This is a genomic window from Micromonospora sp. AKA38, assembly GCF_027925725.1.
GTDB lineage: Bacteria > Actinomycetota > Actinomycetes > Mycobacteriales > Micromonosporaceae > Micromonospora.
Genome location: NZ_BNEI01000007.1, coordinates 294,945 through 318,247, shown reverse-complemented (window position 1 = coordinate 318,247; position 23,303 = coordinate 294,945). Strand labels below are relative to the sequence as shown.

22 protein-coding genes are annotated in these 23,303 nt (G+C 72.9%); 19 read left to right on the top strand and 3 right to left on the bottom strand.

Going from position 1 to position 23,303, the window contains the following annotated elements:
- Positions 1–239 precede the first annotated feature (239 nt).
- From kdpF to TPA0908_RS28675, 7 genes are all read left to right on the top strand, one after another.
- Complete coding sequence (gene kdpF / locus TPA0908_RS28705; protein ID WP_036343797.1) at positions 240–329, top strand: K(+)-transporting ATPase subunit F; 90 nt, start codon at positions 240–242, stop codon at positions 327–329.
- A complete protein-coding gene (gene kdpA, locus TPA0908_RS28700) occupies positions 329–1,984 on the top strand; it encodes a potassium-transporting ATPase subunit KdpA (RefSeq protein ID WP_281943278.1) in 1,656 nt (551 codons plus the stop codon). Before kdpF ends, kdpA begins: the two co-directional genes overlap by 1 nt.
- Before the next feature lie 20 nt (positions 1,985–2,004).
- A complete protein-coding gene (gene kdpB / locus TPA0908_RS28695) occupies positions 2,005–4,194 on the top strand; it encodes a potassium-transporting ATPase subunit KdpB (RefSeq protein ID WP_281943276.1) in 2,190 nt (729 codons plus the stop codon).
- On the top strand, positions 4,194–5,075 hold the full coding sequence (locus TPA0908_RS28690) for a potassium-transporting ATPase subunit C (protein WP_281943274.1): 882 nt from the start codon (positions 4,194–4,196) through the stop codon (positions 5,073–5,075). Before kdpB ends, TPA0908_RS28690 begins: the two co-directional genes overlap by 1 nt.
- Positions 5,076–5,155: 80 nt before the next feature.
- On the top strand, positions 5,156–7,702 hold the full coding sequence (locus tag TPA0908_RS28685; protein WP_281943272.1) for a sensor histidine kinase: 2,547 nt from the start codon (positions 5,156–5,158) through the stop codon (positions 7,700–7,702).
- Positions 7,699–8,379: a response regulator gene (locus TPA0908_RS28680; protein ID WP_281943271.1), complete on the top strand. Its 681-nt coding sequence runs from the start codon at positions 7,699–7,701 to the stop codon at positions 8,377–8,379. The genes TPA0908_RS28685 and TPA0908_RS28680 overlap by 4 nt, the downstream gene beginning before the upstream one ends.
- A gap of 58 nt (positions 8,380–8,437) precedes the next feature.
- Entirely contained in the window at positions 8,438–9,556 is a 1,119-nt protein-coding gene (locus TPA0908_RS28675; protein WP_281943269.1) for a magnesium and cobalt transport protein CorA, read from the top strand.
- Here the strand turns inward: TPA0908_RS28675 and TPA0908_RS28670 are convergent.
- Positions 9,534–10,715, bottom strand: coding sequence for an MFS transporter (locus TPA0908_RS28670; RefSeq protein ID WP_281943268.1), 1,182 nt, complete (start codon positions 10,713–10,715; stop codon positions 9,534–9,536). The genes TPA0908_RS28675 and TPA0908_RS28670 overlap by 23 nt on opposite strands.
- A 174-nt stretch (positions 10,716–10,889) precedes the next feature.
- On the opposite strand from TPA0908_RS28670, the gene TPA0908_RS28665 reads away from it, so the two are divergent.
- From TPA0908_RS28665 to TPA0908_RS28650, 4 genes are all read left to right on the top strand, one after another.
- The gene (locus TPA0908_RS28665) at positions 10,890–11,810 is read left to right on the top strand and encodes an ion transporter (RefSeq protein WP_281943266.1); all 921 of its coding nucleotides are present in this window, start codon (positions 10,890–10,892) and stop codon (positions 11,808–11,810) included.
- A 76-nt stretch (positions 11,811–11,886) separates the two neighbouring features.
- The gene (locus TPA0908_RS28660) at positions 11,887–12,504 is read left to right on the top strand and encodes an ABC transporter ATP-binding protein (protein WP_281943806.1); all 618 of its coding nucleotides are present in this window, start codon (positions 11,887–11,889) and stop codon (positions 12,502–12,504) included.
- Complete coding sequence (locus TPA0908_RS28655; protein ID WP_281943264.1) at positions 12,501–13,913, top strand: DUF6297 family protein; 1,413 nt, start codon at positions 12,501–12,503, stop codon at positions 13,911–13,913. Before TPA0908_RS28660 ends, TPA0908_RS28655 begins: the two co-directional genes overlap by 4 nt.
- 114 nt (positions 13,914–14,027) lie before the next feature.
- Positions 14,028–14,297, top strand: a complete 270-nt coding sequence (locus TPA0908_RS28650; protein ID WP_281943262.1) for a GlsB/YeaQ/YmgE family stress response membrane protein — start codon at positions 14,028–14,030, stop codon at positions 14,295–14,297.
- 59 nt (positions 14,298–14,356) lie between these two features.
- Here the strand turns inward: TPA0908_RS28650 and TPA0908_RS28645 are convergent, their stop codons facing one another.
- Positions 14,357–15,931, bottom strand: coding sequence for a mucoidy inhibitor MuiA family protein (locus TPA0908_RS28645; protein WP_281943260.1), 1,575 nt, complete (start codon positions 15,929–15,931; stop codon positions 14,357–14,359).
- Between the two features lie 156 nt (positions 15,932–16,087).
- Between TPA0908_RS28645 and TPA0908_RS28640 the strand changes: the two genes are divergently transcribed.
- From TPA0908_RS28640 to TPA0908_RS28610, 7 genes are all read left to right on the top strand, one after another.
- Positions 16,088–16,885, top strand: a complete 798-nt coding sequence (locus TPA0908_RS28640) for a hypothetical protein (protein WP_281943259.1) — start codon at positions 16,088–16,090, stop codon at positions 16,883–16,885.
- Between the two features lie 26 nt (positions 16,886–16,911).
- On the top strand, positions 16,912–17,346 hold the full coding sequence (locus tag TPA0908_RS28635) for a DUF4913 domain-containing protein (protein ID WP_281943257.1): 435 nt from the start codon (positions 16,912–16,914) through the stop codon (positions 17,344–17,346).
- Positions 17,347–17,494: 148 nt separating this feature from the next.
- Positions 17,495–18,886: a glycoside hydrolase family 6 protein gene (locus TPA0908_RS28630; RefSeq protein WP_281943256.1), complete on the top strand. Its 1,392-nt coding sequence runs from the start codon at positions 17,495–17,497 to the stop codon at positions 18,884–18,886.
- Positions 18,887–19,229: 343 nt separating this feature from the next.
- Positions 19,230–19,763, top strand: coding sequence for a SigE family RNA polymerase sigma factor (locus TPA0908_RS28625; RefSeq protein WP_281943254.1), 534 nt, complete (start codon positions 19,230–19,232; stop codon positions 19,761–19,763).
- A complete protein-coding gene (locus tag TPA0908_RS28620) occupies positions 19,750–20,991 on the top strand; it encodes a hypothetical protein (protein WP_281943253.1) in 1,242 nt (413 codons plus the stop codon). The genes TPA0908_RS28625 and TPA0908_RS28620 overlap by 14 nt, the downstream gene beginning before the upstream one ends.
- Positions 20,992–21,499: 508 nt before the next feature.
- The gene (locus tag TPA0908_RS28615) at positions 21,500–21,796 is read left to right on the top strand and encodes a helix-turn-helix domain-containing protein (RefSeq protein WP_107154856.1); all 297 of its coding nucleotides are present in this window, start codon (positions 21,500–21,502) and stop codon (positions 21,794–21,796) included.
- Positions 21,797–21,957: 161 nt separating this feature from the next.
- Positions 21,958–22,119 carry a hypothetical protein gene (locus TPA0908_RS28610; protein ID WP_281943249.1) on the top strand — a complete coding sequence of 54 codons (162 nt, stop codon included), beginning with the start codon at positions 21,958–21,960 and terminating at the stop codon, positions 22,117–22,119.
- A 327-nt stretch (positions 22,120–22,446) separates the two neighbouring features.
- Here TPA0908_RS28610 and TPA0908_RS28605 read toward each other — a convergent pair whose 3' ends face one another.
- Positions 22,447–22,629 carry a hypothetical protein gene (locus TPA0908_RS28605; RefSeq protein WP_281943247.1) on the bottom strand — a complete coding sequence of 61 codons (183 nt, stop codon included), beginning with the start codon at positions 22,627–22,629 and terminating at the stop codon, positions 22,447–22,449.
- A gap of 254 nt (positions 22,630–22,883) precedes the next feature.
- Between TPA0908_RS28605 and TPA0908_RS28600 the strand changes: the two genes are divergently transcribed.
- Complete coding sequence (locus TPA0908_RS28600; protein ID WP_281943246.1) at positions 22,884–23,264, top strand: hypothetical protein; 381 nt, start codon at positions 22,884–22,886, stop codon at positions 23,262–23,264.
- Positions 23,265–23,303 lie beyond the last annotated feature (39 nt).

Here is a 23,303-nt window from a genome sequence, read left to right as displayed (position 1 = left end):
GGTCCCACGCCGGGGCGGCGTGAAAGGCGCGTCAAGAAACCACCGCCCGGCGTGATGGTCGCGTTATGGCCCCTGTCCGCCCGCGTGAACTGGCGTTTTGATTGCCCGGCGCGACCGGGAGGCGGTCGCGAGGACATTTTCCGCTAGGAGAGGTCAGCCGTGTCTGACGTGCTGTTCGTGTTGCTGACGGTGGGGCTGTTCGCGGCTCTCGCCCTCGTGGTGAGGGGTGTGGAGAAGCTGTGAGCGCCGTCAACGCCGTCGGCCTGGTGCTGGCGATCGGGTTGGGTGTGTTCCTGGTCGTCGCCCTGCTGTTCCCGGAGCGTTTCTGATGAGCATGACCACAGCCGGAGTGCTGTTCGTGCTGTCGCTGGTGGTGGCGCTGGTCACCGTGCACCGGCCGTTCGGTGACTACATGTTCCGGGCGGTCTCCGGCACCCGGTCGTCCCGCGTCGAGCGGGGCGTCTACCGCCTGGTCGGGGTGAACCCGGCCGCCGAGCAGACCTGGGGCGTCTACATCCGCAGCGTGCTCGCGTTCTCGGCCGTCTCCCTGCTGTTCCTCTACGCGTTCCAGCGTCTGCAGAACCACCTGTGGCTCTCGCTGGGCTTCGACCCGGTGGTGCCGCACGGCGCGTGGAACACCGCCGTGTCGTTCGTGACCAACACGAACTGGCAGTGGTACTCGGGTGAGTCGACCATGGGCCACCTGGTGCAGATGGCCGGCCTGGCGGTGCAGAACTTCGTCTCCGCCGCGGTCGGCATCGCCGTCGCGGTGGCGCTGGTCCGGGGCTTCGCCCGTAGCCGCACCGGCGAGCTGGGCAACTTCTGGGTCGACCTGGTCCGCGTCACGCTGCGGATCCTGCTGCCGATCGCGGTGCTCGGCGCCCTCGCGCTGATGCTCGGCGGGGTGGTGCAGAACCTGTCCGGCGGCACCGACGTGACCACGTTGACCGGCGGCGGCCAGACGATCACCGGTGGACCGGTGGCCGGGCAGGAGGTGATCAAGGAACTCGGCACCAACGGCGGCGGCTTCTACAACGCCAACAGCGCCCACCCGTTCGAGAACCCGACCGCGTGGACGAACTGGCTGGAGATCTTCCTGATCCTGGTGATCCCGTTCAGCCTGCCCCGGGTCTTCGGCCGGATGGTCGGGCAGAACCGGCAGGGCCACGCGATCGCCGCGGTGATGGCGATCCTCGCGCTGGCCAGCATCACCCTGACCAACGTCTTCGAGCTTGCCGGCCACGGCACGGTGCCGCAGGCGGTCGGCGCGGCGATGGAGGGCAAGGAGGTGCGGTTCGACGTGTCGAACTCGGCCACCTTCGCCGCGGCCACCACGCTCACCTCGACCGGCGCGGTCAACTCGTTCCACGACTCGTACACCGCGCTGGGCGGGATGATGACGCTCGGCAACATGATGCTCGGCGAGGTCGCACCGGGCGGCGTCGGCGCCGGCCTGTACGGGCTGCTGGTCCTCGCGGTGCTCACGGTCTTCGTCGCCGGCCTGATGGTCGGCCGCACGCCGGAGTACCTGGGCAAGAAGATCGGGGCCCGCGAGATCAAGTTCGCCTCGATGTACTTCCTGATCACGCCGGCGCTGGTGCTCACCGGCACCGCCGCCGCGTTCGCCACCGGCAACGCCTCGACCGCGCTCAACACCGGGCCGCACGGGCTCTCCGAGGTGCTCTACGCGTTCACCTCGGCGAGCAACAACAACGGCTCGGCGTTCGCCGGCATCACCGTGAACACGCCCTGGTGGAACACCGCGCTCGGGCTGTGCATGCTGCTCGGCCGGTTCCTGCCGATCATCTTCGTGCTCGCGCTGGCCGGCTCGCTGGCCCGCCAGCAGCCCACCCCCGCGTCCGAGGGCACCCTGCCGACCCACAAGCCGCTCTTCGTCGGCATGGTCGTCGGCGTCACGGTGGTGCTCGTCGCGCTCACCTTCCTGCCCGCGCTCGCGCTCGGCCCACTGGCCGAAGGGCTGTGACCACCATGAGAGACAAGGACATGACAGCACCTCTCGACACCGCCGACGCGCCAGCCACCGGCGCCCCGGCCCACGCCGACCCGGCCACCTCGGGCGGCCGGGTCGGGGGCGGACTGCTCGATCCGCGCCAGCTGCTCGCGTCGCTGCCGGACGCGCTGCGCAAGCTCGACCCGCGCACGCTGTGGCGCAACCCGGTGATGCTGATCGTCGAGATCGGCGCGCTCTTCACCACCGCGCTCGCGGTGGCCGACCCGTCGGTCTTCGCCTGGGCGATCACCGTCTGGCTGTGGCTGACCGTGATCTTCGCCAATCTGGCCGAGGCGGTCGCCGAGGGACGCGGCAAGGCCCAGGCCGCGACGCTGCGGCGGGCCAAGCAGGACACCGTCGCCACCCGCCTGCTCGGCTGGGCGCCGGGCGCGGCGGCCAACGCCTACCGCGACGAGGCGGTGCCCGCGCCGCAACTGCGGCAGGGTGACGTCGTGCTGGTCGAGGCCGGCCAGATCATCCCCGCCGACGGCGACGTGGTCGAGGGCATCGCCAGCGTCGACGAGTCGGCCATCACCGGCGAGTCCGCGCCGGTGATCCGGGAGTCCGGTGGCGACCGCAGTGCGGTCACCGGCGGCACCCGGGTGCTCTCCGACCGGATCGTCGTGAAGGTCACGCAGAAGCCGGGCGAGAGCTTCATCGACCGGATGATCGCGCTGGTCGAGGGCGCCAACCGGCAGAAGACGCCGAACGAGATCGCGCTGAACATCCTGCTGGCCGCGCTGACGATCATCTTCCTGCTCGCGGTGGTCACGCTCCAGCCGCTGGCGATCTTCGCCAAGGGTTGGCAGGCCGCCGCGCCGGACACGCAGGCGATCACCGACTCCGGCGTCACCGGCATCGTGCTGGTCTCGCTGCTGGTCTGCCTCATCCCGACCACCATCGGCGCGCTGCTCTCCGCGATCGGCATCGCCGGCATGGACCGCCTGGTCCAGCGCAACGTGCTGGCCATGAGCGGCCGGGCGGTCGAGGCGGCCGGCGACGTCAACACGCTGCTGCTGGACAAGACCGGCACGATCACCCTGGGCAACCGGCAGGCGGCCGAGTTCCTGCCGGTGGCCGGCGTGGACGCGGCCACCGTCGCGGACGCGGCCCAGCTCTCCAGCCTGGCCGACGAGACGCCCGAGGGGCGTTCGGTGGTGGTGCTGGCCAAGAACGAGTTCGGGCTGCGCGAGCGCGAGCCCGGCCTCATCCCGCACGCCACGTTCGTGCCGTTCACCGCGCAGACCCGGATGAGCGGCGTCGACCTGGACGCCGAGGGCGGGGTCCGGCAGATCCGCAAGGGCGCCGCCGCCGCGGTGATGAAGTGGGTACGCGAACACGGCGGCCACCCGACCGACCAGGTCGGCGAGCTGGTGGACGCGATCAGCGGCACCGGCGGCACCCCGCTCGTGGTCGCCGAGCGCGTGGCGGGCGAGCCGGCCCGGGCGCTGGGCGTCATCCACCTCAAGGACGTGGTGAAGGCCGGCATGCGGGAGCGCTTCGACGAGATGCGCCGGATGGGCATCCGGACCGTGATGATCACGGGGGACAACCCGCGTACCGCGAAGGCAATCGCCGACGAGGCCGGCGTGGACGACTTCCTCGCCGAGGCCACGCCGGAGGACAAGCTCGCCCTGATCCGCAAGGAGCAGGAGGGCGGCCGACTGGTCGCGATGACCGGCGACGGCACCAACGACGCGCCCGCGCTGGCCCAGGCGGACGTAGGCGTGGCCATGAACACCGGCACGTCGGCCGCGAAGGAGGCCGGCAACATGGTCGACCTCGACTCCGACCCGACCAAGCTGATCGAGATCGTGGAGATCGGCAAGCAGTTGCTGATCACTCGGGGCGCGTTGACGACGTTCAGCATCGCCAACGACATCGCGAAGTACTTCGCGATCATCCCGGCCATGTTCGCCGGCATCTACCCCTCGCTGGACCGGCTCAACATCATGCGGCTGGCCAGTCCCGAGTCGGCGATCCTCTCCGCGGTCGTCTTCAACGCGATCGTCATCGTCGCGCTCATCCCGCTGGCCCTGCGCGGCGTGCGCTACCGCCCGGCCAGCGCCTCGAAGCTGCTCAGCCGCAACCTGTGGCTCTACGGCCTCGGCGGCATCGTGGTGCCGTTCGTCGGCATCAAGCTCATCGACCTGCTCGTCCAGTTCATTCCGGGGATCTCGTGATGCGCCTTCCCATTTGGCTCTCCCAACATCTGGCCGCCCTGCGTGCCGTGCTCGTCCTCACCGTGCTGCTCGGGCTGGCGTACCCGCTCGCCCTGGTCGCGGTGGGCCGGATCCCCGGCATGGACGGCCGGGCGGACGGTTCGCTCGTCACCGTCGGCGGGAAGACCGTCGGTAGCTCGCTGATCGGCCAGTCCTTCACCGACGCGGACGGCAACCCGGTCCCGCGCTACTTCCAGTCCCGGCCGTCCGCCGCCGGCGACGGCTACGACCCGACCGCCACCGCGGCCGGCAACCTCGGCCCGGAGAGCGTGGTGGACACGCTCGCCGTCGACCCCGCCGAGTCCACCCCGAGCCTGCTCACCCAGGTCTGCGCGCGTAGCAGGGCGGTCGGTGAGCTGGACGGCGTGGACGGGCGGCGTCCGTACTGCACGCCGGACGGGGTGGGCGCGGTGCTGGCCGTGTTCCGCGCCGACGGCCTCACCGGTCCGGTCACCCGTGTGGTCAGCGTCAACCAGGCCGTGCCGGCGACACCGTTCGTCACCACCTGGGCGGGTGTGCCGGTCGAGGCGGCCCGACCCGGGCTTGACTACGTGGCCGAGGGCGGCGTGATCACCCCGGTCCGGGGCGACGCGCCGGCGCAGCCGGCCGTACCCGCCGACGCGGTCACCGCCAGCGGCAGCGGCCTCGACCCGCACATCTCCCCGGCGTACGCGGAGATCCAGGTGGCCCGCGTGGCGCGGGAGCGCGGCGCGGACCCGGCGGCGGTCCGCCGGCTGGTCGAGGCGCACACCACCGGCCGGGTGCTCGGCTTCATGGGTGAGCCCGCGGTGAACGTGCTGACCCTCAACCTCGCGTTGGACGAGACGTTCCCGGCGCGCTGAGCCGGCGACGTGAGAGGGGGCCCCGTCTCTACCGGAGGCGTTGAGCGGGGGCCCCTCCCTAATCCTGGGAGGATGGGGCGGTGGGCAGAGGCGAGCTGCGGATCTACCTGGGCGCGGCGCCGGGGGTCGGCAAGACGTACGCCATGCTCGAAGAGGCCCGGCGCCGGGCCGAGCGCGGCACCGACGTGGTGGTCGGGCTGGTCGAGACGCACGGCCGCCCGCACACCGCCGCCATGCTCGGCGACCTGGAGGTGGTGCCGCGCCGGTCGGTGAGCCACCGGGGCGTCGACCTCACCGAGATGGACCTCGACGCGGTGCTGGCCCGCCGGCCCGAGGTGGTGGTGGTCGACGAACTGGCCCACACCAACGTCCCCGGCTCCCGGCACGACAAGCGCTGGCAGGACGTGCAGGAGCTGCTCGACGCCGGGGTCAGCGTGCTCTCCACGGTCAACGTCCAGCACCTGGAGTCGCTCAACGACGTGGTCGCCCGGATCACCGGCATCACCCAGCGGGAGACCGTGCCGGACCAGGTGGTACGCGCCGCCGAACAGGTCGAGCTGGTGGACATGACACCGGAGGCGCTGCGTCGCCGGATGGCGCACGGCAACATCTACCGGCCGGACCGGATCGACGCCGCGCTCGGCAACTACTTCCGGCTCGGCAACCTGACCGCGCTGCGCGAGCTGGCGCTGCTCTGGCTGGCCGACAAGGTCGACGAGCAGCTCGACGCGTACCGGGCCCAGCAGGGCATCTCGGACACCTGGGAGGCGCGGGAACGGGTGGTGGTCGCGCTCACCGGCGGCCCGGAGGGCGAGACGCTGATCCGCCGGGCGGCCCGGATCGCCGCCCGCGGCAAGGGGGCCGACCTGCTCGCCGTGCACGTGGCCCGCAGCGACGGCCTGGCCGGCGCGGACCCGGCCCAACTGGCCCGGCAGCGGGTGCTGGCGGAGAGCCTCGGCGGCACGTACCACCAGGTCCTCGGCACCGACATCCCGGCCGCGCTGCTCGACTTCGCCCGGGGCGTCAACGCCACCCAGCTCGTGCTCGGGGCCAGCCGGCGGGGGCGGTTCGCGCAGATCTTCGCCCGGGGCGTCGGCGTGACCACCACCGCGCTCTCCGGCCCGATCGACGTGCACCTGGTCACCCATCCCCAGGCCGGGCGCGGACGCCGCGGCGCGGCGGTGCCGGCCGCGTTGTCCCGCCGCCGGCGGCTGCTCGGGTACGCGCTGGCCGTGCTCGGCATGCCGCTGCTCACGCTGCTACTGGAAGCCCTCCCGGACCTCACCCTGACCAACGACATCCTGCTCTTCCTCGCCGGCGTGGTCGGCGTGGCGCTGGTCGGCGGGCTGTGGCCGGCGCTGGTCGCCGCGCTCGGCGGCTCGCTGCTGCTCAACTGGTTCTTCACCCCGCCGTTCCACACGCTGACCATCGCCGAGGCGGACAATCTGCTCGCGCTCGGCGTGTTCGTCGGCGTGGCGGTGGCGGTGAGCGGGGTGGTCGACGTGGCGGCCCGGCGTACCCGGGAGGCGGCGCGGGCGTCCGCCGACGCGCAGACGCTGGCCACCGTCGCCGGCAGCGTGCTGCGTGGCGCGCGCCCGCTGCCGGCGCTGCTGGACCGGCTCCGGGAGACGTTCGGGTTGCGCGCGGTCAGCGTGCTCGAACTCGCCGCCGAGGCGGAGGGGCGGCCGGCCCGGTCCCGCGACGAGGCCGCCTGGCGGGTGGTGGCCAGCGTCGGCGAGGCGCCGCCGGGCAGTCCGGACGCGGGCGAGACGGTGGTGCCGGTGGACGACCGACTCAGCGTGGTGCTCGCCGGCCGGCGGCTGGCGGCGGCCGACCGCCGGGTGGTCGAGGCGTTCGCCGCCCAGGCCGCCGTCGCGCTGCGCCAGGAGCGGCTCGCCGAGGAGGCGGCCACCGCCCGCCCGCTGGCCGCCGCCGACCGGATGCGCACCGCGCTGCTCGCCGCCGTCAGCCACGACCTGCGGACGCCGTTGGCGTCGGCCAAGGCCGCGGTGAGCAGCCTGCGCAGCCACGACGTCGAGTTCGACGCCGACGACTCCGAGGAGCTGCTGGCCACCGCCGACGAGTCGCTGGACCGGTTGGGCCGGCTGGTGGCGAACCTGCTCGACATGAGCCGCTTGCAGGCCGGCGCGCTCGGCGTCGCCGCGACCGCGATCGGGCTGGAGGACGCCGTGCCCCGGGCGTTGGACGAGCTGGGCCCGGCGGCGGCCGAGGTGACCACGGACATCCCGCCGGACCTGCCGGCGGCGCTGGCCGATCCCGGCCTGCTGGAACGGGTGCTGGTCAACATCGTCGCCAACGCCCTGCGGCACAGCCCGCCCGGCCGGCCGCCGACGATCACCGGCAGCGCGCACGCCGGCCAGGTCGAGGTGCGGGTGATCGACACCGGCCCGGGCATCCCGGAGGACCGGTGGGAGCACGTGTTCCTGCCGTTCCAGCGCCTCGGTGACCGGGACAACCGGACCGGGGTAGGGCTGGGCCTGGCACTGTCCCGGGGGCTCGCCGAGGCGATGGGTGGCAGCATCACCCCGGAGACCACGCCCGGCGGCGGTCTCACCATGGTGCTGCGGCTGCCCGCCGCCACCGAGTCGGAAGGGCCGCGGGAATGACGCGCATCCTGGTCGTCGACGACGAACCGCAGATCGTCCGCGCGCTGCGGATCAACCTGCGGGCCCGCGGCTACGACGTCGACGTGGCCGGCAGCGGCGCCGCCGCGTTGAAGGCCGCCGCCGGCCACCCGCCGGACCTGGTGGTGCTCGACCTCGGCCTGCCCGACCTGGACGGCACCGAGGTCATCCGGGGGCTGCGCGGCTGGACCGCCGTGCCGATCATCGTGCTGTCCGGCCGGGCCGGCAGCGAGGACAAGGTCGCCGCGCTGGACGCCGGCGCCGACGACTACGTCACCAAGCCGTTCGGGGTGGACGAGCTGCTCGCCCGGATCCGCGCGGTGACCCGACGGCTGGCACCCGCCACCCCCGGCGTTCCCGCGCTGCGCATCGGCCGGACCACCGTCGACCTGGCCGACCGCACCGTCACCCGGGACGACGGCACCGAGATCAAACTGACCCCCACCCAGTGGGCGGTGCTGGAGAAGCTGCTGCGCAACCCCGGCAAGCTGGTCAGCCAGCGGCAGCTCCTGCACGACGTGTGGGGGCCGGAGTACCAGCAGGAGACCACCTACCTCCGGCAGTACCTGGCCCAGCTCCGCCGCAAGCTGGAGGACGACCCGGCCCGGCCACGGCACCTGATCACCGAGCCCGGCATGGGCTACCGCTACCGGCCCTGACGTTTGCGCCGGCCCGCACGGGGGACTCGGCGAGCCGGTCGGGCAGCGGGGGAGGGGCATGGCGGACAACCGGTTCGTGACGCCGCCGCCGGAGGGGTTCGGCCGCCGCCTGGACGAGCACGCCGTCGACGCCGGCGCGGCCGAGCCGGAACGGCCCGAAGGGCTGGTCGACAGCGGCGTCTACGTCGACGGTGTCCGGCGTGCGTCGCCGGTCGGTCTCGCCGACACGTTCCGCTGCCTGCAACAGCTCGCCGGCGGCATGGCCTGGATCGGGCTGCGCCGGCCGAGCCGGGAGCAGATCGCCTCGCTGGCCGCCGAGTTCCAGCTCCCCGAGTTGGCCGTGGAGGACGCGATCAACGCGCACCAGCGACCGAAGCTGGAGCGGTACGGCGACACCCTGTTCGTGGTGCTGCGCGCCGCCCGGTACCTGGACGCGCGGGAGGCGGTCGAGTTCGCCGAGCTGCACCTCTTCCTCGGCCCCGGCTTCGTGATCACCGTCCGGCACGGCGGCACGCCCGACCTGGCGGCCGTCCGGCGGCGGCTGGAGGCGGACCCGACCGTCCTCGCGCTCGGTCCCGAGGCGGTCCTCTACGCCGTGCTCGACCGCGTGGTCGACGGCTACGCCCCGGTGGTCGCCGGCCTAGAGAACGACATCGACGAGATCGAGACCGAGGTGTTCGGCGGCGACCCGAACGCCAGCCGTCGCATCTACCAGCTCAGCCGCGAGGTGATCCAGTTCCAGCGGGCGGCGCGACCGCTGCTCAAGGTCGTCGAGGCGCTCTCCGGCGGCTTCGACCGCTACGGCACGGACGAGGAGCTACGCCGGCTGCTGCGCGACGTGGCCGACCACCTGACCCAGGTGGTGGAGCGGGTGGACGGGTTCCGGCACCTGCTCCAGAACATCCTCACCGTCAACGCGACGCTGGTCTCGCAGGCGCAGAACGAGGAGATGCGCAGCCTCACCGCGGCCAGCTTCGAGCAGAACGAGGAGGTCAAGCGCGTCTCCGCCTGGGCGGCGATCCTGTTCGCGCCCACCCTGATCGGCACCGTCTACGGCATGAACTTCACCCACATGCCGGAGCTGGGCTGGCGGTACGGCTACCTGTTCGCGGTCGCCCTGATGTTCGCCGTCTGTGCGGCGCTCTACCTGCTGTTCAAGCGCCGCGGCTGGCTGTGAGCCCGGCCGACCGGGCGGGGCGCGCGACCGTCCACAGCACCGCGGCGCCGAGCAGCGCGGCGGCGGGCGCGACCACCAGCCCGTACCGGACGCCTGCCGATACGCCGGCGAGCGCCGAGCCGGCCGCGCTGCCCACCACGAAGGCGGTGCTCACCCAGGCGAACGCCTCGGCCACCGTGCCCGGCTCGGCGAGCCGCTCGGCGGTGAGGAAGACGGCGGTCAGCACCGGCGGCAGCGCCAGCCCGCTGACCGCGAGCAGGCCGGCCATCGGCACCGGGCCGGGCGCCAGCAGCAGCGGCAGGAAACCGACGGTGAGCGCGGCGGCCAGCAGCGGCAGCCGGCCGGGCCCGCCCGGCCGGACCCGGGTCCAGCACAGGCCGCCGACCAGCGCGCCGGTCGCCTGCGCGGCCAGCAGCCAACCGCTGAGCCGCCGGTCGCCGGCCGCCTCGGCGTAGCCGGTCACCGCCACCGCGATGCTGCCGACCGCCGCGCCGACGCCGACCACGCCGAGCATCATCACCGCGAACCGGGGTACGCGCAGCGGCCCGGCCCAGTGCCGCACCGCGGCCACCCCGCGCCAGGACCGGGCGGCGGGACTCAGCGCGTACACCGCGGTGCCGGCGAGCTGCACCACGGCGGCGGCGAACAGCCCGGCGGACGGCCCACCGACGGTCACCGCGAGCAGCGTGACCAGCGGACCCACCACGAAGATCACTTCCTGGACGGCGATGTCGAGCGTGTACGCGGTGGGCACCGTGCCCGGTGGCAGCAGCGCCGGCCAGAGCGTACGCAGGCACGCCTCCAGCGGCGGGGTGCCGAGGCCGGCGACCGCCGCGCCGGTGACCGCGCCGGCCAGGTGCCCACCGGTGAGCGCCACCGCGCCGAAGCCGAGCCCGGAGACGACCGCCGCCGCCCAGAGCACCGGCGGCTGCCGCCAGCGGTCCACCGCCCGGGCCAGCAGCGGGGTACCCACCGCCATGCCGGCCGTGTACGCCGCGACCAGCAGGCCGGCGACTGCCAGGCTCAGCGACTGGCGGGCGAAGAGCAGCAGCGCCAGCGGGCCGCTGGCGGTGGGCAGCCGGCCGAGCTGGCTGCCCAGGAGGACGCGGGCGACCTGCGGGGCACGCAGCACCGCCCGGATGGAGACGTCGACGGACATGGGGCATCGCTCCCGGAGTGCGGATCGGGTGGAGGCGTCGGCGGCGTCGCGCGCCTCAGGGAGCGAAGTCGGCCCGGTCGGGATCGTCGCCGTAGAGCGGGAGGGCCGGTGTGATCCACTGCGCGAAGGCGGTCGCCGGGATCATCCGCCGACGTTAACCCATAGGGTGTCGGAATGGTTGACCGGCGGACCGACGTGCCGGCCCAGCGGGGGGCGCGCCGTCCGGGCGGCGCGGAACGGGGACTGGCGGCCGGGTGCGCCCGGATCGTCGCGTCCCGGCCGTTCGAGGTCGCGATCGTCGTGCTCATCATGGCCAACGGCATGGTGCTGGGCATCGAGACGTACCCGCATCCGGATGCCACGGCGGCGGTGCTGCGCGGCATCGAGTGGGTGTTCCGGGTGGTCTTCGTCGTGGAGATCGCCGTCCGGGTGCTCGCGTACGGGCGCCGGCCGCAGGACTTCCTCCGGCACGGCTGGAACGTGTTCGACCTGCTGGTGACCGTCGCGATCTTCATCCCGTGGCTGCACGGCGACCCGGCCGTGCTGCGCTTCGTGCGGGTGGCCCGGGTGCTGCGGCTGGTCCGTTTCTCGCCCGGCCTGCGCACCATCGTCACGGCGCTGTGGCGCAGCCTGCCCGGCGTGGCGGCGTTCCTGGCGCTGGCCGGCGTCACGCTCTACGTCTACGGCATGGCCGGCTGGCTGATCTTCGGTGACCGCTATCCCGAGCAGTACGGCGACATCGGCCGCTCGCTTGTGACGCTCTTCGTGCTGCTCTCCCTGGAGACGCTGCCCGACCTGCTCGAACAGGGCCTGGAGGTGTCGCCGTGGACGCTGCTCTACTACGTCAGCTTCGTGATGATCGCGGTCAACCTGCTGCTGAACATCCTCATCGCCGTCATCGTCAACTCGATGGAGGAGGCCCGCCGGCTGGAGATGACCGAAGGGCTGGCGCCGGACTACGACTCCGACGGCGACGGGGTGCCGGACGAGGTGGACCGGATCGCCATCAGCCAGCGCCTGGACGACCTGCGTACGGTCGTCGCCGAACTGGAGCGGGAACTGCGGATCGACCGGGAGGACGCGCACCGGCGCTGAGGCGCGCCGGACCGGCTGCGCCGCTGCGCCACGGGGGGACGGCTGCGCCGCTGTGCCACAGTGTGGAGTCGTGGACATGCTCACGGTACGCGGCCTGACCCGGCGGTTCGGACAGTTGACCGTGCTGGAGGACGTGTCCTTCGGCCTGGCCGCCGGCCGGCTCGCCGTGGTGGTCGGGCCGAACGGCAGCGGGAAGACCACGCTGCTGCGGTGCGTGGTGGGCGCGGACCGCCCCGACGCGGGCGAGGTGCTGCTGGACGGCCGGCGCTGCTACGAGACCGATGCCCGCACGCGCGCCCTGCTGGCCGCCGCGCTGGACGACATCGACTTCTTTCCGGACCTGTCCGTCGTGGAGCACCTCGAACTCGTCGCGTACGCCCATGGGGGCTCCGGTGCGACGGTGGCCGAGGTGATCGCCGAGCTGGGGCTGGAGCGCGCCCGCGACCAGTTGCCCTCGACGCTGTCCAGCGGGCAGCGGCGGCGGCTGGCGTTGGCCTCGTGTTTCGTCCGCCCCCGCCGCCTGCTCGTGCTGGACGAGCCGGAGCAGCGCCTCGACGCCCGCGGCCGGGCGTGGCTGGCCGACCGGCTGCTGCGCGAGAAGCGGGCGGGCACGGCCGTGTTGATGGCGACGCACGACGCCGAGCTGGCGGCGTCGACGGCGGACGACCGGCTCGAGATCGGCGGCGGTGCGTGAGCACGGAACTCGGCGTCCGGCCGGGCAGCCCGCCCGACGCGCGTCAGCTCCGGGGCCGGCTGCGGCGGACCCGGCGACGCCACCGGGCGGTGTCGCTCGGTGACGTGCTCACCGACGCCTACGTCCTCGTGCTCTTCGCCGGCATGTACGGCTGGGCGCTGGTGAGCGAGGTACGCGACTACCTCGGGTCACCGTCGGGCCGGCAGGGTGATCCGGGGGACCGGTACTGGCTCGGGGTCGCCGCCGCCCTGGCCGTCGCCGGGCTCGCCTGGCGGGGCCTGCGGGCGGTGGGCCCGCTGGTGGTGTCGCCGGCCGCGCAGTCCTGGGTGGTCAGCTCGCCGGTGGACCGGCGGGGCTGGCTGTTGCCCCGCTTCGTCATGCTGCTGGGCGCGGCGGTCGCCGGTGGTGGCCTGGTCGGTCTGGCCGCGGCGGTGGCGACCGGCGCCGGCGGCGCGACCGACCTCGCCGGCTCGGCCGTGGCCGGGGCCGCCTGCGGCACGCTGGCCGCGGCGTCGGCGGTCGTCGCCCAGGGCAGTCCGCGCCGGGCCGGGTGGACCCGGATCCTCGACCGAGGGCTGTTCGGCGCCGCCGCCGTGGTGGCGGCGGCGCTGGTCGTGGGTCACCTGACCGGGTTCTTCGTGCCGCCGCCGTCGACGTCCCTCGGCTGGGCACTCGGGTTCGCGGCGGCGCCCCCGGTCGTGGTGGCCGTCCTCCGGGCGTACCGGGCGCTGCCGTCGGTGGACCGGGCGTCCCTGGTCAGCGGCGCCCAGGTGGCGGACGCGGCGGCCGGCGCCGCGCTGCTGCTCGACCCGTCGTTCCTCACCGGTCTGGTGGAGAGCCGCCGCTGGCGGTCGATCGGCGTGGTGTCGAGTCGCCGGTTCCGCCCGCTCGGCCGGTTCGGCGTGCTGGTGCAGGCCGAGCTGTGGCGTCCGGTCCGCCACCCCAGCGCGCTCGTGGTCTGGGTGGCCCTGCTGCTCACCCTGTACGCGGTCGCGGTGGCGCTGCCGACGCTGGCCGGCCCGGCGCAGGTGGTCCTCGGGTTCCTGGCGGTCGGCCGGTTGACCGGTGGCCTGCGTGCCGTCGGGCGTTCCGCCGGCCTGCGCCGCTCGCTGGGCGGCGGGGACACCGTGCTCAACCTGGCGCACCTGGTGGTGCCGGCGGTGTCCGTGCTGATCTGGTACGCGGTCTCTCTGCCGATGGTGCGCGCCAGCGTCGGCGTGCTCGACGGGGTGCTGGTGCTCGGCACCGTGGCCGCTGCCTACCGGGCCGCCACCCGGCCGCCGATGAAGTACGGCGGCGTCGCCGTGGACACCCCCGTTGGCATGATCCCGGTCGATCTCATTCGGCAGGTGGTCCGGGGACCGGACGTGGTCGGCGCGTTGGTCGTGGCGCAGCTTCTCTGGCCCTGACCTGGGCCGGCCCGCCATGACAGTTGTGTGAAAAAACGCGACTCGCGTTTCGGCGGCGGGTCGGGCGGGGCACCGAACGAGACGTCAGCCCATCGGAAGAACAGGACGGCTCCCGTGGAAGTCACCGGTTTCCTCACCGCGATCATCATTGGCCTCATCATCGGCGCGCTGGGCCGCCTGGTGGTGCCGGGCAAGCAGAACATCCCGATCTGGCTCACCCTGCTCATCGGTGTGGTCGCCGCGATCCTGGGCACCCTCGTGGCCGGCCTGTTCGGCGTGGCCGACACGCCCGGCATCGACTGGATCGAACTGCTGCTCCAGGTGCTCTTCGCCGCGGCCGGCGTGTACATCGCCGCCGGGGCGTACGGACGCCGCCGCCACTGACGTGAAAGGCGGGGCCCCTTGTTAACGCATTCTGCATAACAAGGGGCCCCGCCTAACGGCTACTCCCGCCAGCCGGTCAACTCGACAACCTTGGCGAGCTCCACCCGGAAGCCCAGCGTGATCTCCCCGCGGTCGCCCGGTGCCAGCGACAACCGCCAGGTCAGCTCCCCCAGCTCGGTACGCTCCGCCGGCTGCGGCGCCACCGACGTCTCGCGTACCACCACCGTCTCGTCGCGGGAGACCGGCAGTTGGTCGCGTACCTCGACCGTCGCCGGTCGCGGCGTGTGGTTGGCGACGGTGATCCGGTACTCCACCTCCCGCCGCCGGGTCGACCCGAGCGTCGCCTTCGTCTCGGTGCGCCGGTGCAGCTTCCGCTCCACCCGCAGCCGGTCGTCCACCCCGAGCGCCAGTTCGGTCTCCTCGCCCGGTGCCCACGTCGGCAGCCGGGTCGCCGCGACGAAGTCGGCGCCGTGGAACACCGCCGCCGGGCCGGGGAGCAGCGTGTGCGCCGACGTGTTGCGTACCGTCGCCCGCAGGTGGGCCTCGGCGGCGCGGACCGGCACGGTCACGTGGTCCAGCCGGGCCGGCAGCTCCAGCACCGCGATGGTGGCCCGGTGCGCGCTGCCGTCGGCCGGCACCGCCAGCGGCCGGGCCGGCCGGTAGGTGGCCGCGCTGACCCCCTGCTCGACCTCCGCGACGCTCTCCCGCAGGCGCGGCTTGGGCGCCGCGGACCGGGCCGGACCGCCGCCGACCGGCGCCGCGCCGGGAGCCGGCGGCGCCGGCATGTCCGCCGACATCGCGCGCGGTGTCGCCGGCCGGAACCGGTCGAGATACCAGGGCGAAAGCTCGGGTACGCCGGCAGACGCCGCCGGCCGGGCGGTGGAGAGCCGCACCTCGCACTCCGGCCAGTCCTCCCCGGTGCTCTGGCTGACCAGCCCGAACCAGGTGACGGTCATGGTGTCGTCGAGCAGCCGCAGATCGTAGGAGGGCGTCCAGCGCGCGCCGTCCACCAGGTAGCTCAGTTCCAGCTCGACCTCGGCGTCGTCGGCCGTCACCGCGACGGTCACCTCGGCGGCCAGCCGGTCCGGTGCCCGCTTGTCCTGCGCGGCGGTCAGGTCGCGCTCGACCGCGGCCAGCTCCTCGGCCAGCTCGGTCCGACGCCGGTTCAGTCCGCGACGTCGGGCCCGGGACTCGGCGAGCTGACCGGCGAGCGAGTCGGTGAAGGCCGCCACGTCGGCCGGCACGGCGTCGCCGGCGGCCAGCGCCCGGGCGTACGTGCCGCCGGCGCGCTCGGCCAGCCGGGTGAGGAACTGCTCGCGCTGCTCCTCGATGCCGTCCGCGTCCTCGGTCCCGGCCAGCTCCTCGGCCAGGTCGCGGCGTCGCTGCTCCAGACCGGCCACCTGCGCGTCGGTGCTGCGGGCCTGCCGCCACGTGGTCACGTCGACGCCGAGCACGGTGGCCGCGCCCAAGCCGCCGACCCGAACCGAGTCGCGTCGCAGGCCGAGCGGGAGTGGCGCGACGCGTACCCGATGGTCGCCGGCGGGCAGCCGGATGCTGCCGCGGCGGGTGACCCGGGCCCGGTCCGGATAGACGGTGACGCCGACGACGGGTGCCTCGATCTCTGCGGTGTCCACGGCGGCGAGGGTAGTTCAGCGGCGCCCGCGCCGCTCGGGCCCGGTTTTCCGGCGGCGTCGGTGAACCGGAGCCGGGATCGCCGCGTCATGGGGTGCGTCGATCGTCCGGCACCGGGCAAGGCGGGCCGGACCCGAGCGGATGAGAGGAACGGTGCGATGGGGAAGAAGGACAAGCAGCACAGCGAGAGCATCAAGATGAGCCGGCTGAAGTACGAGCAGCGGCGGCGGGAGGTGAGCGGGGGCCGGGCACCGTCGGACCCGTCCAGTTCCGACTCGGAGACGTCACGCATCCGCGACACCGCCGCGCAGAACGTCGGCGGGGTCCAGTTCCAGCAGCAGGACGACGGCCAGTCGGCCCGGTGGGGGGCGAGCCAGTCCGGGCCGAGCACGATCACCTACGACCCCACCTACCCCTACTACCCGCAGTCGGGCACGCCCGGGTACACCGCGCAGGCGACGCTCGACCACGAGCTGCACCACGAGGACGCGAACAACGTCTACCAGCACCCGGTCGACCGCGACCTCTACGGGGCCAACTTCCACCTGCCCGGCACCGACGCCGAGGCGCCGGAGCTCCGCGACTCCTACTCCCGGCAGGCGGACACCATCTCCGCCAACTGGGACGAGGTGCGCTCGGCGTCCACCCGTGACGCGAGCATCCAGAACAATCCCGGCTGGCCGGAGTACGTCGAAAGGCGGGTCGAGTACGTCCACTCGTCGCCGAACCAGCACAACGAGAGCGTGGCCGCCGAGATGATCGGCACGCTGAACAGCGCAGGTCTCCAGGGGCCGGTCAACAACCAGGTCCGGGCGATCTACAACGAGGCGTCCGCCCGGCGCGTGACCGGCGGCGAGGTGGCCCGGATCGGTCCGGTCGATTCGGCCACCTCCACCCGGACGTCGGCCTTCACCAACACCGAGGCGAAGTCGAAGGGACCGGCACCGACCAAGTAGCCGCCGTCGAATCGGAAAGGGACCACATGACCGAAGCAGTCGTCGACGTCGACCGCGCGCCGGAGCTGCCCCCGCCGCCTCCGCCCCCGCCGACCCGCCGGTCGCCGTTCATCGTGCACCTGGACGGCGACGAGTACGACGCCGCGCTGGCCGGGCTGGCCGTCTGGGTGGAGCACCTGCTGCTGCCGATCTACGGGCGGGAGGTCACCTCGCGGGCACCGTGGTGCCCGCGCTGGTGGGAACACGCCGAGGCGGTCGCCCTCCTGCACGGTCTCTGGCTGGCCTGGCAGGAGCTGACCGGGGTGGGGGGCGGGCTGTCCGGCCCGGCGTCCTGGCACCGTGACCACCTCAATCCGGTGATGTCGTCGTTGCGGGATCCGGCGGGCCCGTTCGCCGGGTGCAAGACCGGGGTCCACCGCGACAAGGAGAGTCCGGAGGTGGAGGACTACTTCGCCGGGTGAGGCAGTCGGCCGATGGGCGGGTCCGCGAACGTCGCGGGCCCGCCCATCGACGTGTTTCCCGTCTTGGCAGCGGTGCCACACTCCGCTACCTTCATGGGAACGCTCCCATGAACTTAGATACATCTATGTGATCAGGAGGAAACACGTCGTGGCTACCCTCTCCCCGCTGCGCCGCAGATCCGCGGCCCTCGGCGTGGCGGCCGTGGCGGCCGTCACGGCCGCCGGCGTCAGCCTCACCATCGGCGACGCGTCCGCCGGCACGGTGTCCGGCTCGCTCTACCGCGACCCGAGTTCGGCGGTCGTCCGCTGGGTCGCCGCCAACCCCGGTGACTCGCGGGCCGCCGTCATCCGCGACAAGATCGCGAGCCAGCCGCAGGCCCGCTGGTTCGCCAACTTCAACCCGTCGACCATCCAGTCCGAGGTCTCCGGGTTCATCGGCGCGGCCAACGCCGCGCAGCAGATCCCGGTGCTCTCGGTCTACGAGATCACCAACCGGGACTGCGGCGGGGCCAGCGCGGGCGGCGCGCCCGACCTCAACCAGTACCAGACGTGGGTGTCGAACTTCGCCCGTGGGCTGGGCAACCAGACCGTCCTGATCATCCTGGAGACCGACTCGCTGGCGCTCCAGACGTGCCTGAGCAGCGGCGAGCTCAACGCCCGCAACCAGGCGATCTCGACCGCCACCCGGACCATCAAGTCGGCCAACCCCAACGCCAAGGTGTACCTCGACGGCGGTCACTCCACCTGGAACAGCGCGAACGAGACGGCCAACCGGCTCCGGAACGCCGGCGTGCAGTACGCCGACGGCTTCTTCACCAACGTGTCGAACTTCAACCCCACCTCGAGCGAGGCGAACTTCGGCCGAGGCGTCATCTCCGCCCTCAACGGCATGGGCATCTCCGGCAAGCGCCAGGTCATCGACACCAGCCGCAACGGCGGCGCCAGCGGGGACTGGTGCGGCGACGACAACACCGACCGGCGCATCGGGACGTACCCGACCACCGCCACCAACGACGCCAACATCGACGCGTACCTCTGGGTGAAGCCGCCGGGTGAGGCGGACGGCTGCCGCTACACGGCCGGTTCGTTCCAGCCCGACCTGGCCTTCAGCCTGGCCAACGGCGCCCCGAACCCGCCCACCACCGCGCCGCCGACGACCGCGCCGCCGACCACCGCGCCGCCCACCACGGCCCCGCCGACCACCGCGCCCCCGACCACCGCGCCGCCGACCACGCCGCCCCCGAACGGCAACGGCTGCTCCGCGTCGGTGTCGCTCAACCAGTGGGCCGGCGGCTTCACCGCGAGCGTGACGGTCACCGCCGGCTCGGCGGACCTCAACGGCTGGACCGTGACCATCACGCTGCCCGGCGGCGCCGCGACCACCGGCGTCTGGAGCGCCCAGGCCAGCGGCACCAGCGGCACCATCCGGTTCACCAACGTGAGCTACAACGGGCACGTCGGCGCCGGGCAGTCGACCAACTTCGGCTTCCAGGGCACCGGCACCGGCCCCGGTGCGACGGCCACCTGCGCGGCCGCCTGACCCGCGCGACGCCGGGGCCCGATGCGGAGGACGACTCTCCGCACCGGGCCCCGGCGAGGTCCACGGCACCTGTCGCCGCACCGCGCCGGTGCTGCCGGGCCCGACGCGTCGCGCCCCACGACCGTCGCCCACCGGTTTCAGCCATTGCACCATCGCTGCGGGAGAGCAGCAGCCCGGGCTACGGGCGCGCGCACGCCCAGGACATGGTGGCCCGCCTGCTCGTCAGGTGCCGCGCCGACCGCTGACACGTGCTCCCGGGGCATCCGCACAACTACTTCTCCGAACCGTGCAACGTCCCGGGTGGGTGGCTCCGTTCTACCTCCGTCACGAGGAGGCAGTCGACGTGAGAGCCGAAGACGAGCAAGCGTTCCGCGAGTTCGTGACGTCGCAGATGGCGGCGCTGCGCAAGCTGGCGTACATGACCTGCGGGGACTGGCACGCGGCGGAGGACGCCGTGGCCAACGCGCTGGTCAAGCTCTACCCCCGCTGGCGGAAGCTGGACCGGCCCGATCTCTACGTCAAGACCATGGTCTACCGGGCCGCGGTCGACGAGACCCGCCGCCCCTGGCGGCGCGAGCGGTCGGCCGGCGACGCCGTGCCGGACGTCGCGCTGCGGGATCCGGCCGGCGCGACCGACGAGCGGATGCGCCTGCGCGCAGCGCTCGACGCCGTGCCGGCCCGGCAGCGGGCCGCGGTCGTGCTCCGGCACTACCTGGACCTGAGCCTGGAGGACACGGCCGGCGTCCTCGGCTGCACCGTGGGCACGGCCAAGAGTCAGGTCTCCCGTGGCCTGGCGAAGCTGCGCGAGTCACTCGGCGGCGAACGCATCGAACTCACCGGGAAGCCGATGGAGGAGTGGACCAATGCAGTTGCATGATCTGGTGGACGCCGTGACGGGCGACGAGCCGCCGATGCGCCGCACCGCCGACGACATCGTCGTGGCCGGGCGGCGGGCCGAGCGGCGGCGCCGGGCCGGGTTCGCGTCGGCCGGCGCGGCCGGTCTCGTCGTGGTCGCCGTCGCCGGCGCGTTCACGCTGCCGACCCTGGGCGCCGAGCGGGACACCGCCGGCCCGCCGGCCCCGGCCGCCGCGGCGGCGTCCCGGCCGGCCGGGGCCGTCCGGCCCGCCGCCGCGCCGTTCACCTTCACGTTCCAGGGGTACGACGCCGGCATGCTGCACGTGCAGGACCCGATCGTCACGTCGACCGCGTACCAGATCGCCTCCGTCTACTCCGACCGCCACACCTCGAACGACAAGCCCATGACGGCGGCGGAGGCCGAGGCGCAGGGCGACGCCGTCGGGAACAGGAAGAAGGCCGCCGGAGGGAAACCGTCCCTGTGGGCGTACCTGACCGTCTACCGGCCGGGCGCCTTCGACCCCGACGGCATCAGGAACGGCAGGAAGGTCACCGTGGCCGGGCACCGGGCGGTGCAGGCGACGCTGCCGGTCGGCCTGGACCCGAAGAATCCGATCGACGCGGGCAACAAGCTGTTCGCCTGGGAGTACGCCGACAACGCGTGGGCGGCTGTCACGTCGATCTCCAGTGACCGGGCCACGCCGAGCTTCGCGGATCTGGGCGGTCTGGTCGACGGGCTGAAGCCCCGCCGGCCGACGCCGGCCCTGGTGCCGTTCACGGTGGGCTACGTGCCGGCCGGCTACCTGCCGTTGCAGACCGGCACGCACGCCATGCCCGGCCTCAGCGGCATCGCCACCGCCCGCGCCGGTGACTACGGCGGCGCGACGTACACCCGGCCGGCCGCGCCCGCCTCGGGGCTGACCGCGCCGTACGACGCGGTCGAGGGCGGCATCAGGGACGGCTTCCACATCTTCGTCCTGCCGAGCACCAGCGCGAACCAGTCGCCGGAGCCCGGTACGACGAGGTGTCAGCAGGTGCCCAAACGGCGGGCGCGGGAAGCGGGCCTCGCGATCGGCGACTTCTGCAACGTCTGGAGCGCCGACGGCACCGTCGTCCTCCAGGTCACTGCCACCGGCCTCGGCGACACGTTGCCCTCGACCGAGTTGGAGAAGATCGCCAAGGGGATCACGGTCGCCGACGTCGGGGACGAGTCGACCTGGACCCCCGCCGCGACCGCGCTGCGGTCGTGACGGTCGACGCCAGAAAACCTGGGCTGACGAGACTAGACATCTTTCAAGGTATGGCATACTCTTCTTCAAGTCGAGAGAGAAGATCCGTCAAGACGTGGACGGGCCGTCCGGCCGTGAGGTCATGACGGACGGCGAAGTGCAGGTGGAGCCAGGGCTCTTTTCGGGGCTGCACCTGATGCTCGCCGCACGTGTCGGGGCCATGAAGTCGCGTGGGCTCCGACACCGGCGGGCCGTACGAGAGCACGTGTCGGAAGTAGGCAGAGGAAAGGGAGGGCCGTACACCAGTGGATCGCCCGCCCACGGCCGTCACGTCAGGCCGGGCGGACACCGCAGTTTCCATCGAACGAGAGGTGGTCTCCGGTCACGCATACGCGATCCTCGCGCCCGAAGCCGTCCACGACGGCCGGCGCGGACATGACAAGCCGACGTTCCTGTCGGCAGTAGGTGTTCTGACCCGTAACCCTGGGCCCCGGCGCACATGCGCCGGGGCCCTCGACGTGGAGGTGACATGGGGCAGCAGCCCGATGACATGTTCGGCGATGAGAACTACCCGGCCTACACCATCGGCCAGGCCGCCGAGATGCTCGGCGCCACGCAGGACTTCCTGCGCCGGCTGGACGAGGCAAAACTGATCAACCCGCACCGCTCCGGCGGTGGACACCGCCGCTACTCCCGCTACCAGCTGCGGCTGGCCGCCCGGGCCCGCGAGATGGTCGACCAGGGCACCGCCCTGGAGGCCGCCTGCCGCATCATCATCCTTGAGGACCAGCTCGAGGAAGCCCTTCGGCAGAACGGGAAGCGGTGACGGGACCGGCCGGCGGGTGGGGCGTGAGCGCGGTCAGGAGACCCGCAACGATCGGAAGGTCGCCCGGATCTGGCCGGTGAGGACTCCCCGCTGATCAGATCGAGGCGCAGAGCCGAGGGCTTGGGGAACTGCTCCGCAGCCGCAACCAAACCACCGCGCTGGTGCAGCGGGCGCACGAGCGGATGACCCCACTGGTGGTCGGCCTCGTCGCACGGGCCGTCCGGCCGGTCAGCTACCGGCCGGCGCGACCCCGGCCGGAGACCCGCAACGTCCGACGCGACCCCCGCGTCGCGATCGGCATCGCCGACCCGGCCGCACCGTAGCGGTACTGGGCGCCGCGCGGCAGCGTCGTGGCCGTCACCATCGAGGGCGCCCGTGAGCACATCGACGAGCTGTCCCGGAAGTACCTCGGCCGTCCGTACCCGGGTTCGGCGGCCGGGAGCAACGCGTGCTTCTCCGCATTCGGGTCGACCGGCTGCACACGCCCTGATCAGGGCAGGACGGTGGCTACGGGCTGATCGCCGCGCTCGTCCATGTCCCGCGGTTTCCGTCGTGCTCGCTGAGGCAGGGCGAGGTGGCCTGTGCGAAAGGCGTGTGCGCCGCCGGCAGGAGCCGGCGGCGCACATCGCAACGGGTGAAGGAGTCGTGCGTCAGATGTTCGTCAGGTAGGCCACCCACTTGACCCAGAGGGGAGTCCACACGGCTGCGTCACCCCACCCCGTCGCGGGGGCGCCGACCATCGTCAGCGCCGACTGAACGAGTGACTCCAGGGAGTGCGCGGGTAGTGAGTGGAGCAGGTCGACGGTGACCTGGATGCCCCAGATGAGGATCATGCGGCCGAACGTAGCCGATGTCGATCATGGCGGCGAGAAATTTTCGCATCCTGGGATGTGTCCGTCATGTGGCCTTCGACGGTGACTCTCACTACTTAGACGCTCATAAATGACATGTAAGCATCGCAGCGATTCTAGCGATCTGTGTCGACTGCGGAAACCCGCTGCCGGTTGCCCCTTGGCGTTAGGCTCGCCGGTAACGACGGTGCGAATTGTCTATGTGACTGTGAGTGGTGGCTCGGGGGAGGCCGTACATGGAGGATCAGATCGTCCTGGCCGTCGCGACCGCACTGGCGACCAAGGGCGCGGAGGCGCTCGGTGTCGGTGCGCGAAGTGCGATCGGTTCGTTGTTGAGTCTGGTCCGTGGCCGATTCGGGGCGGGGACGCGAGAGTCGGCCGTACTCGACGCCGCGATGGCACACCCGCAGGAGCGTTGGCGGCATGCGGCGCTCGCCTCAGCTCTGGCGGACGCGATGGCACGGGACCCGAGCTTCACCGCTGCCCTCGACGACGAATGGCGCAGGCTGGCGCGAGCGGGTGTCGTCGCAGTTCAGGGTCAGGTGGTGAACCACTTCAGCGGCACGGCCGGAAAGGTTGTGCAGGCGCGCGACGTGCAGGGCGACATCAACTTCTAGGCCAGGCCGGTCGGAGGTGCGGCGGGCGGGTGGGGGCGC